The organism is Paraburkholderia fungorum, from assembly GCF_046027215.1.
GTDB lineage: Bacteria > Pseudomonadota > Gammaproteobacteria > Burkholderiales > Burkholderiaceae > Paraburkholderia > Paraburkholderia fungorum_D.
The window spans coordinates 3,547,415-3,563,018 of record NZ_JAQQEN010000001.1; the positions used below are offsets into that span (position 1 = coordinate 3,547,415).

Genomic DNA, 15,604 nt, shown 5'->3' on the forward strand with positions numbered 1-15,604 from the left:
GCACAAAGAGTTAGACACTGCTCGAAGTCTACACAGCACGTTTTTTGGTTTGCACCGATGTTATACTTCGAGCAATGTATGACTTGTCTTCGTCAACAGGCTCGCAGTAAACCTGCGGTAATCTCAATTTCGAGAGGAGAAATATGAATAAACTTTCAAAGCTCGCGTTCATTGCAGCTACCGCAGTTATGGCTGCATCCGCCATGGCACAGTCGGTGCCGGCGTCGCGACAAGCTACGAACGACAACTGGGTGAATGGTACGGGCGAATACGTGTGGATGAACGGCACGAACGAGCTGTGCTGGCGCGATGCATTCTGGACGCCGGCAACGGCCAACGCTAAGTGCGATGGCGCCCTGGTTGCCCAGGCTCCGACCCCGCCGGCTCCGGTTGCACCTGCACCGGTTATCACGAGCCAAAAGATTACGTATCAAGCTGACACCCTGTTCGACTTTGACAAGGCTATCCTGAAGCCGGCTGGCAAGGAAAAGCTGGACGATCTGGCATCGAAGATCGGCGCGCTGAACCTGGAAGTCGTCGTCGCAACGGGTTATACGGACCGTATCGGTTCGGACAAGTACAACGACCGCCTGTCGCTGCGCCGTGCTCAAGCTGTGAAGGCATACCTGGTCAGCAAGGGCATCGAATCCAACCGTATCTATACGGAAGGCAAAGGCAAGCGCAACCCGGTCACGACTGGTTGCAACCAGAAGAACCGCAAGCAACTCATCGCCTGCCTCGCACCGGATCGTCGCGTGGAAGTCGAAGTTGTCGGTACTTCGAAGCAGTAAGCAACAAGTTACCGCAGTATCAAAGCCCCGCTTCGGCGGGGCTTTTTTTTGCCGGTCAACCTGGCGCCGCGCACGGCAGACCGCTCCTCTCGGGTGCGCGGCGTAACGCATCGGCAATTGCGCACGCGCACGAGGCCTGACTGCGACCCGGCATTTTTGCCGACCTGTCCCTCGGCCTATATACTCAGGGTTTATCCTCGAGCGCCCGCTCAACGCTCTCATCGAGGCAGCTTTCGCCATGACCAACGCCGATCCCCACGAACTGCAGAAATTTAGCGACCTCGCGCATCGTTGGTGGGACCCCAATGCCGAATTCAAACCGCTGCACGAACTCAATCCGATTCGCCTTGGCTGGATCGACTCGCACGCGCGTCTGGCCGGCAAAAAGGTACTGGATATCGGTTGCGGCGGCGGCATTCTGTCGGAGTCGATGGCCGGATTGGGCGCGCATGTGAAGGGTATCGACCTCTCGAGCCAGGCGCTCGGCGTGGCCGATCTTCACAGTCTTGAAAGCGGTGTAACCGTTAATTACGAAGAAATCGCGGCTGAGGCGCTCGCCGCCCGCGAACCGGGTACGTACGACATCGTCACCTGCATGGAGATGCTCGAGCACGTGCCGCAACCGGCCGCTATCGTCGAGGCGTGCAAGACGCTGGTGAAGCCCGGCGGCTGGGTGTTCTTCTCCACGCTGAACCGCAACGTGAAGTCGTATCTGTTCGCGGTGATCGGCGCCGAATATATCGCGCGCATGCTGCCCAAGGGCACGCACGACTACGCCCGCTTCATTCGTCCGTCGGAACTGGCGGGCTTCGTGCGCGCCGCCGACCTGCGCACCGCCGACATCAAAGGCATCGTGTACAACCCGCTCAGCAAGCATTTCACACTGTCCGCCGACACCAGCGTGAACTACATGCTCGCTTGCCGCCGCGACGCCTGATTCGCACCGACCCGCCCCGACTCCCTTTCCAATCAATGAGCGATCCCACGCCCCTGCCCCAACGCGAAGACGAAGACACTTCGCTCAGTCTTTGCCAGGCTGTCCTGTTCGACCTCGACGGCACACTGGCCGACACCGCGCCCGACCTCGCCGCCGCCGTCAACAAAATGCGCCACGATCGCGGCCTCGAGATGGTGCCGCTCGAAGACCTCCGTCCGCTTGCATCCGCGGGCGCACGCGGGCTGATCGGCGGGGCATTCGGCATCGGCCCCGACAATCACGAGTTCACGTCGATGCGCGAGGAGTTTCTCGCCAATTACGAGGCGGATCTGTGCATTGAAACCACCCTGTTTCCCGGCATTCCCGAATTGCTCGACGATCTCGACGCGCGCGGCGTGCGCTGGGGCATCGTGACCAATAAGGTCGCCCGGCTGACCGAGCCACTGGTCGCGCAACTCGGTCTCGAAGAGCGGGCCGGCTGCGTGGTGAGCGGCGACACGACTCCGCATTCGAAGCCTCATCCCGCGCCCTTGCTGCACGCGGCACGCGAGCTGAATCTGCCGCCGGAACGGATCATCTATGTAGGCGACGATCTGCGCGACATTCAGGCAGGCTTCGCGGCCGGCATGAAGACCGTGGCCGCCGCCTACGGCTACTGCGGCAACGATATCCCGCCGACCCAATGGCACGCCCAGCATGTGGTGCAGTCGCCGGCTGAACTGCAGAATCTGCTGCGCGACGTCGGCTAGGTGCGCTAGGCGCCGCCCCGATCGTCGCAAGGCAATCAGCAAAGACTTGGCCGTCAAACTATTGTAAAATCTCCGTTGGCCCAGACATTTTGGGCAACGAACCGCGGGGGCGACCTGGTTTCGACAGGGGTTGCGAAGCGGCTAGGGCATGTCGAGGACCCGTCACCTCGTTAATCAATGGGAAAAACGTAACTGCATATGGACCGCCCCCCTAAATGTCCATACTTGAGAGAGCAACGCCGCCCGCTCTGGGTTTCGGGCCGATTCTGAAGTATGGATGTTTCCATGGACATCCATAGATGTATCAAAGGCAGCGGACGCGTTACAGCACCACTGCCGAGTGACCAGCGGGTCTGCGAATGCTGGTAGACTAAAGTTTCCGGGGCTGACCTGGTTTCGACGTGGGTATGGCGTCAGGAAGGGCATGCCGAGCACTCCAGTTCGCTCGTTAATCTGTCTGGAAAACACTTAAGCGCAAACGATAACTCGTACGCTCTCGCTGCTTAATCGCGGCGAGCCGCTCACCGGCAGGCCGATGGTCCGGGTTAAAGGCTGAAAGGCTAGAGACAGAGCGGTCATTTACATTGGCTGGTTCAGGACTGGGTCACTCGGTTCTGGATGAGACTTAGTGACTGGCGGTTACCGTAGCCTGCTGCTGGGCGACGGTAATGGCGAGACTCAAATCAGTCAGCTACGCATGTAGAACTTGTTGGCAAAGTCTTACGGACGGGGGTTCGATTCCCCCCAGCTCCACCAATCTAAGGCCCTGGCTGCTAACGCATCAGGGCCTTTTCACTTTCGACCGCAGGCGCCTTCATATTCATTTTTTGGCGTCGAGTATCCGACGAATCGCTGTCACGAAACCCGGCTTGAAGATGGTGCGTGACAACCCGTTCGGGCCCGCCGAGCGCACGATTCGGCCGTGCTTTTCTTCTACCCACCCTTCGTCATCCCAGAACGTCTTCGACACGGCGTGTTCAAGCGCTTCACGCTCCAGTAAGCTCAACGACGGGCCGGTATGGATTTCTACCGTGACCCCGTTCGCCGTCGTCTCATGTGCCGTTTTCGTGGCTGCAATGGGCCGCCGGTCGATGGTCAAGGTGGTTCGAGACTTCAGAATATTCACCTCAGCACGCAGAGCTTTATTGTCCCGGACGAGCTTCTCCACAATGATGCGCGTGGCAGGGTCAGCAATCGTTCGCGTCAGCGCGTCTGCCGGATTAGGCTTCTCCACCCTTCGAAATGTTGGCGGGTCGCCCGCGAACGCCTCCCAAGCCTCAATGAGCTTTCGATAATCCTCAGAGGTCTCGTTCCAAAGCGCTTTGACCTTCAAGCCACCACGGGCTTCGACGAACTCTCCTATGGACCGAAGCGTGAAGTCTCGGTTGCCTAGTTTGTGCCGCTCCTCGCAAACCTGATGAATCAGGTTCAGATTGCGACGCTTTGTCGGGTGCGCACCTAAAGCCAACATCGCTTCGAGAACAGTGTTGGGATGCGTGTGGGTAGTCTCTTTCATGGGGCGACCACCGTCTCGGGCCGACCTTTAAAAGAAATGACGTGTCGCGGCGACTCTTCTCCCTTCACGAATCTCAACGCTTCGTCCACTGCCGAACCCAATCGGTCCCTCAAAGAGCCTCCTGCATCGATGAGAGAGATGACCTCGTAGCGTCCCAGACCAGGATTGTCGGGATTCATTTGCTGGGCCAGATGTCGCATCGCGGCACTGCCGGCGAGCTTCTGCTCCTCTTCTGTGAGCAGGAGGAAGGCCGGTTTCATGTCATCCCGCATGAGTGCTGCATCCAGAATTTGGCTCTGGCGGAGCACAGCCTTCCCTGGGTCGAGGTCAGGGTAAAGAATGGACCCTTCGCAGACGCCAGAGAGTTGCAGCAGCTCCGAGTCAGCTTCCTCGATTGCAAACTCGAATTCTGCGATGCCTCCGTTGGCGACAAGCGCAGTTTCGTCTCCGTTTTTCAGCGCGAGACGGCACTGTGTAATCAACTTCGTGACCGCCGCAACAGTCATCGTAAGGTTGTCGAACTTGGTGATGGCTTGCTCGCGTTGTCGTTGGGCCTCTATGTGTTGCTTCTGCTGGTCGAAAGGTTTGTCGTCGAGCAACAACTCGGCACGGTAGTCATCCAGTTCCCGGAACCGCTTTTCGGCAATCACCACCTGCAGCTTCGCTTCAGTGCAGTGATACATCACGTTGTTCCAACGAGCTGCAAGCTGCGGCAGGAACGCCGGCATTGTGATGAACCACCGGCAGCGCGGACAGTTGCGAGGACCGCCCGGCGTTGGTGCATACCGAGGAGCGGTGGGGGAACCAATGTTCGCTCCGCCGTTGTGACAACCTGACGCCTCCGCCTCTGAAGTGTTTCCTCCCACAAGGCACAATCCGTCAACCATCACCATCCAACCGGCGGGTGTACGCAATTCAACCTCTGCCGGAATTGCGGCGGCAAGGCTTGTTGGACTGTTCGCGATGATGCTTCTAACGATTTGGGCATACTCGGCGTTTGCAAGCCAATCGACGATGGTGTCGCCTGCAAGCTCATTAAGGCGCTCGACCCCTGCCTGAATGGCTCGCATCGCCTGTTGCACCCCGGGTTTCGTGTAGTACAGCGTCATGACCAAACGGCTATGACCAGCAATCTTCTGCAAGATTGCAAGCGGTACCTCGCCGTCAATTGCCAAAGCGGTGATAAGGGACACTCGCAGACTGTGCAAAGGAAACAAGGTTCTTATGTTATTCGGCTTGCGCACCGTGAGCGCAGGCAATAGGCGTATAGGCTTTCCGCCTGGTAGAGTTTCTCCACGAGCTTCAAGGCGTTGCTCAAGCCGCTGCAAACACAAGAACCAAGGACGGTCCAAAACCTGAACGGTCAAAGGAAAATCCGGATGGTCTGTCGTCTCTGGCGTCCGGAAGAGAAATGCTGTGTCCGGGTAGGCCGCTAGCTGCACCTCAGATTTGACAGCAACGTGACGGTTGTCCAAGTCCTTCCATCGGGTCAGCTTGCTCAGCGGGTTGTACTTTTCTTGCCACCGGCGCAGCTTCTCGAACCAATAGAAAGGGTTCTGATGACGCGGCCCATCCACCATCCAGGGAACGTCGTATCCCTTCTGATTGCCTTCCTTGCCAATGTCTGCCGTCTTGTTCGTGTTGACGTGCAGCAGCAACTTCGCAACCCCATCCGCGATTGCGGTCGGCCTCAAAAAGACACCATTTGCGTAGGGCTGTGACTCAGACCCGAGCGCGAGGCTACCTTGGTTCAGCTTCCACTCACCGCCTTGCCAACGCCAGGTGTCTGCCTCACCCGAGTCCAGCATCCGCACCTGAAAGGTACGCAACGGAAGTTGCAGCTTGACCAATAGAGCGACCCATCGCACAGGGCTCCACATCTCATAGATGGTCTCTGTCTTATAGTTGCCCCCTTGGATAAAGCGCTCTCTACTGCGCCACACGCAATCTGGGTCGGAATCATCTATCAACTTCTTATCGACCTCAAACCATGTGGTTCCAATTTTTTCGAATTCGTCCCCGTCTCTCTTAGCCGAAGCCACATGGGTATGCAAGCCTTTGACCATATCCGTGGAGGGTACACCCAAGGCGCCTTGGGCCCAAATCCAGTCACAGAAGTTCGGCCCCTCTGCAATCATCTCTCGAAGTTCTTCGATATAGCCGTAGGGCAACGTTGCGCGAACGCTCTCGGCATGATTCAGCAGTCCACTTGCGGACAGACGGGAAACCGGATTTCGAAATGCAGGTGAAGTCTCAAGGCGCCCGAAATCGTTCTCCTCGCAAAAGTCAGGCTGAACTAATACCCATTCCAGAAAGGAATGAACCATGTTGTTAAGCGCCACTGAGTTTCGAGAGGGCTTTTTTCCCTGGGCTGTCTCGAACAGACTGGGCACTTTCGTTCGCGAAAGGAAAAATTCAGCTGGTTCTACTGGCAGCTTGAACTTGACCAAGAATTCGACGAACGCGATTATTCCTTGCAGTGCGTTTCCGAGCCCGAGGTCCTTCGCCTTGAGCCACCCAACGGCGAGTACACGCCACTTCTCAAGTTCGGGATGTTCCGCAGCAACCCATCCTAACTGCTTATCAGCCCGTCGCCCTTTCCCCGTCGTGGGATGCCTTCTCCGCATCACGGGTGGTTGGGCTTTCGGCTTCTCTGCAGGAGGCTTAGGATTTTTGAGCAACAGGCTAACGTTAGCTTGACCCCATTCGCGACCAGTCTTTGTGCGGATTTCCTGACGGTTAAGCTTGTCAGCAATTTGCGAATACGACATGCCAGAATCACGGTCTTTCTGACACTCGGCAGCCAGCGCTTCTTTGTTACCATCGAACAATGCAGCAGCCTGCTTAGCCTCGGCGTTCCATGAGGGAAGCTTCTTTTTTTTTCTCATATCCGCTTAGTTATACTGAATTGTTGAAGGAGATGACAGGTTTCCGGAGAGCGTTTGGTTTACTTTGACGATTTGATTGCGGAGTTCTGCACTCATTGTGTTCAGTCGGTCAACCGCTTTGGCCAGATGCTCAATGCACTCTGCACGGTCAGCGGCGGTGTATACCTTCTGACTGCTGGGGTCGACGTGGTGCATGAACCGTCGAATCATCTCCTCGCTGACTCCGGCCTTACGAAGTCGTGTTCCATAGGCATGGCGATGACCGTGAGCATGCGTACCTAAGTGCATCGCCGGGATTAGCCCGATACGACGCACCGCATCCGCGTGAGACTCTTCGAACTTCCCAATTTTGTAGGGGGCGCCCTTCGGCTCACGGCCCGTGTTCATAAATGCATAAGGATGGTTACGCAAGGCCGGGGCAATACGCTGGACCTGTTCGATGTACAGGTGCCAGATATCCCAGAAGAGTTCCCCAAACTCAGGCACAAACCAGTACGCCTGTTTGTAGTAGCCACCAAACTGCGTTTCGTGCATGCCTCCTTTCCAGCCAGCCGCCGTGGTGGACAAGTCCCAGTCACGCGGTGTAAGTCCGAACCGCTCAGCTAGGTACTCAGCGCGATTACCTCTCCGCTGGCTACCTGCTGCATCGACCCACCTTGGGTCGACAGGCGCCGCACTCCACGTGGGGTGGTGGATGAGTACCAGCGCTTGACCCTTGTGGCTCGGGTCCTCCATCACGTCCCAGAGATAGAGATGGAACGGTTCGGACATACGAAAGCCCGCTCCGTTGAGCAGGAGTGTGATGAGCATGTCGCGGTAGTTGTACCTCCGCCCGACTTTGAACCCTTTCAGGATAAGGTCCAGAATCCGGTTCTCAGGAAATGAGCGAGGCGCCTCCTGCTCCACCCGCGGAGTCCTGTGCCGGTATCCTGTCCCGCTATTCTGACCAGGAGCACGACTCGTTTCCTGAACTGTGGACCAGGTGTGCCCAAGGAAAGCAGAGTTCCGCCGATATATGTAAGCCGCTTCGGCCAATCGCCGGTCGTATCGACTTCCCTTCCAAGTTTCCGCTGGATTGCGCTTACCGGGATACTTGTTTGCCCACCAGGTGAAGAAGTCTGTGAGGTTGCTGATGATGCGACCCGATTCGCCGAATCGTCGGGCGGTCCACCATAGGCCGCTAGGGTCCTCTCCCGTGACGCTGATAGACCCTGTGAGCAGACGCTGCCGGAAGTTTACAAATACGGCTTGCTCATCGCCGTAGCCGGGGTGGGCGTCTACGTAATCCAAGAACAACCGGACCGCGCGGATTACCTTCAGCATCCAGGCCGGACTGCGAGAATCCCAGTGTTCAAGCAGGTAGTCGACTAGCACCTCGACCGGGCCGTTCATGGTCAGGAGGATTGGAATCACGTACGAGATACCAGTCTCGTCGGTGAATACGCGCCCTCGGGCGACCGTTGACTCAAACACGGACGTCACCGCACGGGCCAGCTTGCAAGGGGGTCACGCGGCTGGCCAGTAGGACCGCTGGCCCGCCGAAAGCGGTGGCACAGTTGAGCTTCTCACGGCGGCCTGTCGTCTCGCGCAGCGACCAGGAACGCCTCAGGATGCGCCAGAAGGCCCGTGACACAGCGCGTCCAGGGGCCGCTGACCTCTGTTCGCCGCCACAAATCTTGCTAAATCCCATTTCGCGAACCTCTCAACGCTATCTACTCATATATAGAGAGGTTTGCTCGCGGTTGGAGCGAAGAGACGACGGTCAGGTCAAGAACAGTTTCAATTCGGCATTGCGCCTGGAAATAAATTAGCAGATAAACAAAAATTTATCAAACTTTTTCAAAGCCGAATCAGCATCGCATTTAACGGTATACTGTTAAAAAATTAGCGTCTCATAGTTAACACAAACACAAGTCTGTAGTTATTCACAATCTAAATAGCAGCACCCGAAATCCCTTTCTAGCAGGGCGATTGCGGCTTTCAGCCAACGTTTTCATGAGTGAACAAAGAGCAATTATTTACTCAATATATTTTTAGTGATATATGTGTAATTTGCATACGCGCTTTTTACAGATATACGCACGGCCAGGCTTTAAAATTTTCTGGGCATCACCGCACCGACCGCAGGCGCTCCGCGGGGCGGCGACGCAAAATCATTTCAGCGCCGCCACCGCGTTTCGCAGGTGGTCACGCGCCGCGTCAATGTTGTCGGGGTGCGTTTTCTCGTTTAGGTCGACGCGGTCCTTCTCGCCCAGGAAATACGCCGTGCGGTCCGGTTCCTCTTTCCGTGGATGCGGGAGACCATGAAACACGCGTTCCTTGTTCAAGAATCCTTCCTTGGTCAGCCACTCGACGCCTCTCGATGCGGCCGCTCCCACCGGGTTGAAGACCGCGTCTGGCATAGCTTTGGCCAGCTTGCCGAAGTGGCTTCGCATTTGCAGGCGCAGCATCGGGTCTCTTTCGGGATGCCACCCGGCCCCTGAAGTTCTCCCCGTTTTTGAACACGGGAAACTGAAGCACCGACGACACCTGCAACAAGTCGCCCGCTTCGCCGAACAAGTCTGCACTGGAGCTCAGACTCAACCACTGATGCACGCCAATATGGTCGAGGAGCGCAACGACGCGTTGGCGCGTCACCCCGGCAAAGGCGGCCGCGAGATTGGCGCGGCGTAGCACCTCGAAGGCGGGAGCACCCTCAAGCAGTGCGCGGTTTGCCTCGGTCAACGCAATGTCAGCCTGCGCCTTCCAGGGAGTAGCGTCCACGAGCACCAGCTTCGCCGCCGGGTTCACCCACTCGAACGGCGCGTAATAAACCACCAAGTCGCCATTTTGATGCATTCGCAGAGATGGAGATTGCGGGTCACCTTAGGGCCCTTGGTAGCCCCGGATTGCGGATTCATACTTCTCAAAAAGCTCGTAATTCACTTGCGACTGGTCCGTATATGTTGTTTTACTTTCCGCGGCCATAACAGCAGACAGCCCGTACGCTTCGTCCTCGAGACGACGATACGGCAAAGAGTCGCTAAGCGCTTCCGATGACACCGAACGGGACGCCGTAGGTCTCGAGCAAGAAGTTTTCCGTGACGCTCAAGAGGGATAGCTGGTCAGGTGTCGCTTTAGAGCGGGACAGCCCGGGCTGCACGATAAAAATTCGCAGTTTCAATGCCGCCATTCGGCTCCGATTCCTGATAGCCGCGAGCGTATCGCGGTCACCATGCTGGTATCTCGAGAGTTCTACACCCTTTCGGACCTTCGGGTCACGCCGAAGCAAATGGACGAAAAGCTCGGTACGACGGAGTTGATTTTGGAGCCAGCTTATGCTTTTCTGAGCTTGCCCGCACACCTCATACAAGTCACCAACCCGGCTTCCTGATGAACCTTCTTGCGAATACTTGCAGTGGTAAAAGTCGACGTTGATGGTTGTCCGAGCATCATCTTCAGCAACCTTAATGGTAACAACGTCTGCCGACTCTCCCGAACCGTCGTCGTCATAGATGATGTCATAACCCCCGGCTTTCTTGAGGTCCTCGATGACTTTGAACTGTATGGAGTCCGGCTCGCGTGTAGCACCCTGAGCCTCCTTTTTTATGTCGACGGCAGACCAGTCCCACGCGGCAATCCGCTCACGGTCATACGGCGCGTAGATGTCCGGCAACGCGACAAGCATGTTGCCTTCAAGATAGGACCCGTCTGCAAACGTAATCAAGGGTGGATTTTCGAAGAAAAATTCGGACAACTCCCATGCTTTCTGGCGCTTTGTTAGCGTGCCATCGAGCCCGGACACCGGAACGAACCGATAGGTCGAAACGGCATCGTCATTAAGCGGCAATAACTCAAGACGGAGGGCCAATTCTGATGAATCGTCGAATACTCGAAACACTATGTCACCGGTCTCCGCCGGACTTACCAGCTCGATTCCGAGGTACCAGAATTCGGTCGCCGTGCCGCCTGCCAGTTGGACCGAAAATACGCTCTCGTGCTCTTGATAGACGCATTCTGGCCACTCGACAGCAATGGGCATCACCTCCGGTCGCACTTTTACCAGCTTTGGGATAAGTGTTCCTTTGAGAACACCTTCGGGGTCGATGGTCTCGTCAACAACCTTTGCTCCAACGTGTTTGCACCATTTCGCGAAAGTCTCGAGCCGCAGTCGTTGGAAGGACCAAACCCGACCACGTTTCGTTGCTCCGATAGTCGCCGTAGCACCACCCTCGAAACCTATTCCAGACACTACCGCCTGCCGGGCAGTTTTCTTGGATGATTCGGATAGGCGAGCCGCAACATCTGCGCCCATGCGTGCTATGTACCGAACCTGACGCCCGAATTGTTCGGTCATACCTAGATTAGTAAGCAGCAAACGCTTGACGCCGTGAAAGCAGCGATATAGTTCCGGGTCTTGGATGAGTTGCACGTCCTCGCCACATAGCGCTTTGGCCATCGACCGGTATTCGCCGCTTTTGGACGAACCATGAATGTATAGAAGCTCCTTTTCCTTGTCCCAAATCGCAACGAGTAGCTCCCACTCCCAATCCTGCACTGCTTCAATACCAGTCCAAGGCACCTGCTTGGCCGTCCCCACTACAACCACCAGCATGTTCTCTTTCCGGTTGACCGTGTGTCGGACCCTGTCAGAGGCTGTGACACCCGAGATACCCTTTCGGAAATTTTTCGGTGTCCAGACGCTGCAACGCGTTCGATAAATCACCATGCTGGTAGCCGGCCTGATTTCCTGAAGGGGAATTTCGCCAGCAAACGGTTCGAACCCTGCGAGAAAGGTCCGTGCGTCGACTTCTTTGTCTATCGCTGCGTCACTCAAATCCGGGAGCAATTCGTTCCAGTCAGGGTCTTGGCTATACAGTTTTTCGAGCTCTTCGCGTACACCTGGATTCGCGACGTTTGCTATGAACGTGGCGTTCCCCAAATCTTCGCGGGCGCGAGTGAACCGGCCGGCGAGCTGGAGCGTGACCGGAAGGCTTTTTCGCGTGTCATGAAACGCCGCAATCTTCAACTCCGGCATGTCGAAGCCCTCCCCGAGCATGTCGACACAGACCACCAGCCTTGATTGACCGGCCATCAACTTTTTCAGAGTATCGCGCCGTTCGGTTGGCTTGAGTTTGCTGTGAAGCAAAAGCGGGTTGTACCGGCCGATGGACTCGTAAATCTCGAAGACCTGCTTCGCGCGCGGAATGTCCAGTGCACGCGCCATGGCGACATGAAGCCCGGTTGTATCGTTGTCCAGCTCTTTTATAGTCGCCTTAGCGATAGCCTTATCGGCTTTGCTCTCGTTAAACTCAAAAATCGACCGGAAGATGATAGGTCGGAAGTAACCGTCAAGTTGGGCTTGCCTGAGCGGATAGCGATAGATTATGGTTCCGTCAATGGGCTTGTCATCATCACGGAACGGTGTCGCAGTAAACTGAAGCACTCGACGTTCAGCGAACTGTGCTTTGAACCGCTTCCACGTGGGAGCTTCGGCATGGTGCGCTTCGTCAATGAACAGGTGCGTACACAATTCGGCGATACGCGCCTGGAACTCTGGCGCGAGGCTGCCTGCGATGTGGCTAGTCGTAACGATTACATTGCATACCTCGAAAAACGTCGAAAGTACCTCAAGGCTAGCAATGTTGTGCTCAAGTACGCCGACGACCGGATAATGAGCAGCCATCGAAAGGATGGAACTGCCGGGCGCTTTCAACAGGCCCAGCGTCATGAACTTGTCCGCGATTTGAGTGCGTAGCGCATCTGTCGGGACGACGACAATGACCCGTTCACAGCAGGCCGACGTCAAAACACCAAGCATGGTCTCAGTCTTTCCTGTTCCGGTGGGAAGGACGACCGATGCGACATCGCTACTCACCGACCAGTGAGCGTGTATCGCATGAAGTGCTCCCGCCTGTGGTGGACGCAAGCCGATGGTCCCCGTTGAGCGGTTCTCCTGCACGAATGCGAATCCACCACGCCAGGAATCAGTCGCAGCTCTCGCGTTCGAGTCGGTCACTGCCACACCCGCCGCAGGTAACGAGGGATGTTGCAGCCAGGTTCCTGCTGTCGCGTTCAGTCCGTCATGCTCAATAGCGACTGGTGGATACCTGAGGACTGCCGCTTCGTCCTGTGCTGGTAGCTGGCGAGGCGTGCTTTTAAGGATTCGAATGGGTATCGGAAGCGCGCTGGACGAAACCTCAAATCCTTCGGCACCGTCCGTGACAAAGCGAACTGCTTCTGCTTCTACCTCCTCGCTCCGCCACGCCAACTGGCGAATCCAATTCTTCTCGACTTTTTCTTGAAGCGCAAAAACCCCCGGAAGCCGCACCTTCATTTTCTATGCCTTTCGAATATTTTTAGCGGACGGTCAAACCCAAAAATCAACGTCTCCCCGCACTGCACCCTGTACTGGGTGCAAGTCGACTCTCACCAGCAGATACGAGTTCACAGTATTTTTCGAGGCTCATTATATTTACCTTTTTTCAAACCACCTCGACTCGCTGCAGGGAGAACGCGGAAAATGAATCTGACGCCGTCCGGTTCCCGCCGTGTAAAAGCGCCTGTCCTTGCGCTCGTCGTCTCCTGCTGACGGTCGGTATCATGCCAAAGGCTAACCGAGCACATAATTTTCCTTCCAGCGCTTCATGAGCAACTCCAGCTTGCGCAAGCAAGAGAAGAAGTGGTTCCAATATTTAGGGCGCGATTCCACTTAAAAACTTGCAAAATACACTATTAGTTGTATATATTTGCATGTGAGGCACCACATCTGGTGCTATACAACGAAATGCGTTTTCGGGGTTCCCACATGCACGTCATCGACAAGCTTTCCATTGCGGCTGAAGTGCGACGCTTCCAGTTTGAAATCTGGCAGCGCGCGGGGACCACGCACAGCACCATTCCGCATCTGCTTCAGCTCTTCCGTCCTGACCACGCGGCCTCGGTGCATAACATCGAGTACGAAGTGACCGCGGGCTCGCTCGGCGTGCACGGTGTCGGCAACGCCCAATATCAAGTAGCCGGCCTAGTCGACGTTCCGCGCTCAACGATTCGTATTGCGGGAAACCTGCCCTACGAAGTTCAGCGCTTTACCGGAGCGCACGAACTCGGCCATATTGTGTTGCATCCTGGGCTCTCGCTTCATCGCGACCGCCCCCTTCTCGGTGACGCGCCGGTCCTCGACCGCCGCGAACGGGAGGCCAATTACTTTGCCGCGTGCTTGCTTGCGCCGGAGAGGCTACTGCGCCGCGCGTTCAAGCAGCGATTTAGCACCGACATGCTCCACCTCGATGACCGCGTAGCATTCGCCATCGCCGGCAACGGCTCGCAGGACCTTCTAAGGTCGAAAACTGGGTCGCTTGAGTTTCCGCGCGCAGTAGCGACTGCGCGGAAATTTGGTATCGGCAATCACTTCAAGTCGCTCGCTGAGGAGTTCGGCATGTCACCGACCGCAATGGCGATTCGCATCCACGAGCTCGACCTGGTCAGCTACTGATGACGTGCGGCCTAACAACACGTAGGCCGTTCGCCTTCACGCGTTAACTCAAGCCAAGTCGCCATGCTATGGTGACAACGGCATAGCCGCCTGCAACACCCACCTGAATTTCTTGCTGGACTACTGCATGGCATCGGTTTTCTTTTCGTACACGCACATCGACGAGTCGCTGCGCGACCAGCTCGAAATCCACCTGTCGCTGATGAAGCGCGAGGGCCTGATTTCGGCATGGCACGACAGGCGCATCGTCGCGGGGGACGACCTCGACGACAGTATCGATGCGCAGCTCGAGAAGGCCGACATCATCTTGCTTCTGGTCAGCGCGAACTTCATCGCGTCCGAATACTGCTTTGCGACCGAAATGACGCGTGCCTTGGAGCGGCACAAGGCCGGCGAGGCGCGCGTCATCCCCGTCATCCTGCGAGCATGTGACTGGCACAGTGCTCCGTTCGGCAAACTGAATGCAGTCCCGACGGACGGTCGGCCGGTCACCTCTTGGGCCAACCAGGACGAGGCTTTCGCCGACATTGCGAAGTCGATTCGTAAGGCCGTTGCTGCGACAGCCTCGGCGGCAGCACCGAAGGTGGACGCGACATCGTCAGCGAGTAGCTCAGTGCCTCGGCCCGCGGCCGTCGCACCTACCGCGGCCACGCAATTGCCGCGGTCGAGCAATCTTCGCGTCAAGCAGGAGTTTTCCGACCTCGACAAGGACACGTTCGTCTCGGAGACGTTCGACTTCATCGCCCGCTTTTTCGAAGGTTCACTCCAGGAGCTCGAGAAACGGCACGGTCAGTTCCAGGGCCGCTTTTCGCGCATCGACGCGCGCCGGTTCACCGCGAGCATCTATAAGGACGGGAAAGGCGTGTCGCAGTGTAGCGTCACGCACGGCGGGGCTTTCGGCGGACACAGCAATCGCGAGATAACCTACTCGAACCAGATTTCCTCGCACGCGAACAGCTACAACGAAGCGCTCACGCTCACCGAAGATAGTCAGACGCTTTATCTGAAGCCGATGATGAGCATGGCAAGGGGCGTTTCCGAGAAGCTGTCTGACACTGGGGCGGCTGAGTATCTGTGGTCGATGCTTATCGAGCCGATACAACGGTGATTCGCCGCGGCCGACCGCGACAATAGCGCTCCGGCCGCCGCTTATTCTAGCGCTTCGCGAGATGCGCCGGATGAAGTGCCACGCGCGTGATAACAACAACGCGCCTGCACGCCCGGAAATATCCCTTTACGTGCTCGGGCG

The 15,604-nt window shown here is 56.7% G+C and carries 10 protein-coding genes and 1 other RNA gene; 6 read left to right on the forward strand and 5 right to left on the reverse strand.

Annotated features, from left to right (window positions below):
• The first annotated feature begins 143 nt into the window (after positions 1–143).
• From ompA to ssrA, 4 genes are all read left to right on the forward strand, one after another.
• Positions 144–791: an outer membrane protein OmpA gene (gene ompA / locus PQR27_RS15795; protein WP_408524526.1), complete on the forward strand. Its 648-nt coding sequence runs from the start codon at positions 144–146 to the stop codon at positions 789–791.
• A gap of 238 nt (positions 792–1,029) precedes the next feature.
• The gene (ubiG, locus tag PQR27_RS15800; RefSeq protein ID WP_408524527.1) at positions 1,030–1,728 is read left to right on the forward strand and encodes a bifunctional 2-polyprenyl-6-hydroxyphenol methylase/3-demethylubiquinol 3-O-methyltransferase UbiG; all 699 of its coding nucleotides are present in this window, start codon (positions 1,030–1,032) and stop codon (positions 1,726–1,728) included.
• A gap of 35 nt (positions 1,729–1,763) precedes the next feature.
• On the forward strand, positions 1,764–2,477 hold the full coding sequence (locus tag PQR27_RS15805) for an HAD family hydrolase (RefSeq protein WP_408524528.1): 714 nt from the start codon (positions 1,764–1,766) through the stop codon (positions 2,475–2,477).
• Positions 2,478–2,858: 381 nt separating this feature from the next.
• Positions 2,859–3,233, forward strand: a transfer-messenger RNA (tmRNA) gene (ssrA, locus tag PQR27_RS15810).
• A 64-nt stretch (positions 3,234–3,297) separates the two neighbouring features.
• Here the strand turns inward: ssrA and gmtX are convergent.
• The 5 genes from gmtX to PQR27_RS15835 all read right to left on the reverse strand — a co-directional run bounded on the left by gmtX (position 3,298) and on the right by PQR27_RS15835 (position 13,197).
• Complete coding sequence (gene gmtX / locus PQR27_RS15815) at positions 3,298–3,993, reverse strand: gamma-mobile-trio protein GmtX (protein WP_408524529.1); 696 nt, start codon at positions 3,991–3,993, stop codon at positions 3,298–3,300.
• The gene (gene gmtZ, locus PQR27_RS15820) at positions 3,990–6,881 is read right to left on the reverse strand and encodes a gamma-mobile-trio integrase GmtZ (RefSeq protein WP_408524530.1); all 2,892 of its coding nucleotides are present in this window, start codon (positions 6,879–6,881) and stop codon (positions 3,990–3,992) included. The genes gmtX and gmtZ overlap by 4 nt, the downstream gene beginning before the upstream one ends.
• Before the next feature lie 6 nt (positions 6,882–6,887).
• Entirely contained in the window at positions 6,888–8,354 is a 1,467-nt protein-coding gene (gene gmtY, locus PQR27_RS15825) for a gamma-mobile-trio recombinase GmtY (RefSeq protein WP_408524531.1), read from the reverse strand.
• A gap of 680 nt (positions 8,355–9,034) precedes the next feature.
• A complete protein-coding gene (locus PQR27_RS15830; RefSeq protein WP_408524532.1) occupies positions 9,035–9,331 on the reverse strand; it encodes a hypothetical protein in 297 nt (98 codons plus the stop codon).
• A 572-nt stretch (positions 9,332–9,903) separates the two neighbouring features.
• Positions 9,904–13,197: a DEAD/DEAH box helicase gene (locus PQR27_RS15835; RefSeq protein WP_408524533.1), complete on the reverse strand. Its 3,294-nt coding sequence runs from the start codon at positions 13,195–13,197 to the stop codon at positions 9,904–9,906.
• Between the two features lie 471 nt (positions 13,198–13,668).
• Here PQR27_RS15835 and PQR27_RS15840 point away from each other — a divergent pair, with 471 nt between their 5' ends.
• Both PQR27_RS15840 and PQR27_RS15845 read left to right on the forward strand, forming a co-directional pair.
• Positions 13,669–14,355, forward strand: coding sequence for an ImmA/IrrE family metallo-endopeptidase (locus PQR27_RS15840; RefSeq protein ID WP_408524534.1), 687 nt, complete (start codon positions 13,669–13,671; stop codon positions 14,353–14,355).
• Positions 14,356–14,482: 127 nt separating this feature from the next.
• Entirely contained in the window at positions 14,483–15,463 is a 981-nt protein-coding gene (locus tag PQR27_RS15845; RefSeq protein ID WP_408524535.1) for a toll/interleukin-1 receptor domain-containing protein, read from the forward strand.
• Positions 15,464–15,604 lie beyond the last annotated feature (141 nt).

Bases quoted from the DNA above. Each gene is read 5' to 3' on its own strand.
- PQR27_RS15805 (WP_408524528.1), top strand. From the start codon at position 1,764: ATGAGCGATCCCACGCCCCTGCCCCAACGCGAAGACGAAGACACTTCG.
- PQR27_RS15830 (WP_408524532.1), bottom strand. From the start codon at position 9,331: ATGCTGCGCCTGCAAATGCGAAGCCACTTCGGCAAGCTGGCCAAAGCT.
- ubiG (WP_408524527.1), top strand. From the start codon at position 1,030: ATGACCAACGCCGATCCCCACGAACTGCAGAAATTTAGCGACCTCGCG.
- PQR27_RS15840 (WP_408524534.1), top strand. From the start codon at position 13,669: ATGCACGTCATCGACAAGCTTTCCATTGCGGCTGAAGTGCGACGCTTC.
- PQR27_RS15845 (WP_408524535.1), top strand. From the start codon at position 14,483: ATGGCATCGGTTTTCTTTTCGTACACGCACATCGACGAGTCGCTGCGC.
- ompA (WP_408524526.1), top strand. From the start codon at position 144: ATGAATAAACTTTCAAAGCTCGCGTTCATTGCAGCTACCGCAGTTATG.
- PQR27_RS15835 (WP_408524533.1), bottom strand. From the start codon at position 13,197: ATGAAGGTGCGGCTTCCGGGGGTTTTTGCGCTTCAAGAAAAAGTCGAG.
- gmtX (WP_408524529.1), bottom strand. From the start codon at position 3,993: ATGAAAGAGACTACCCACACGCATCCCAACACTGTTCTCGAAGCGATG.
- gmtZ (WP_408524530.1), bottom strand. From the start codon at position 6,881: ATGAGAAAAAAAAAGAAGCTTCCCTCATGGAACGCCGAGGCTAAGCAG.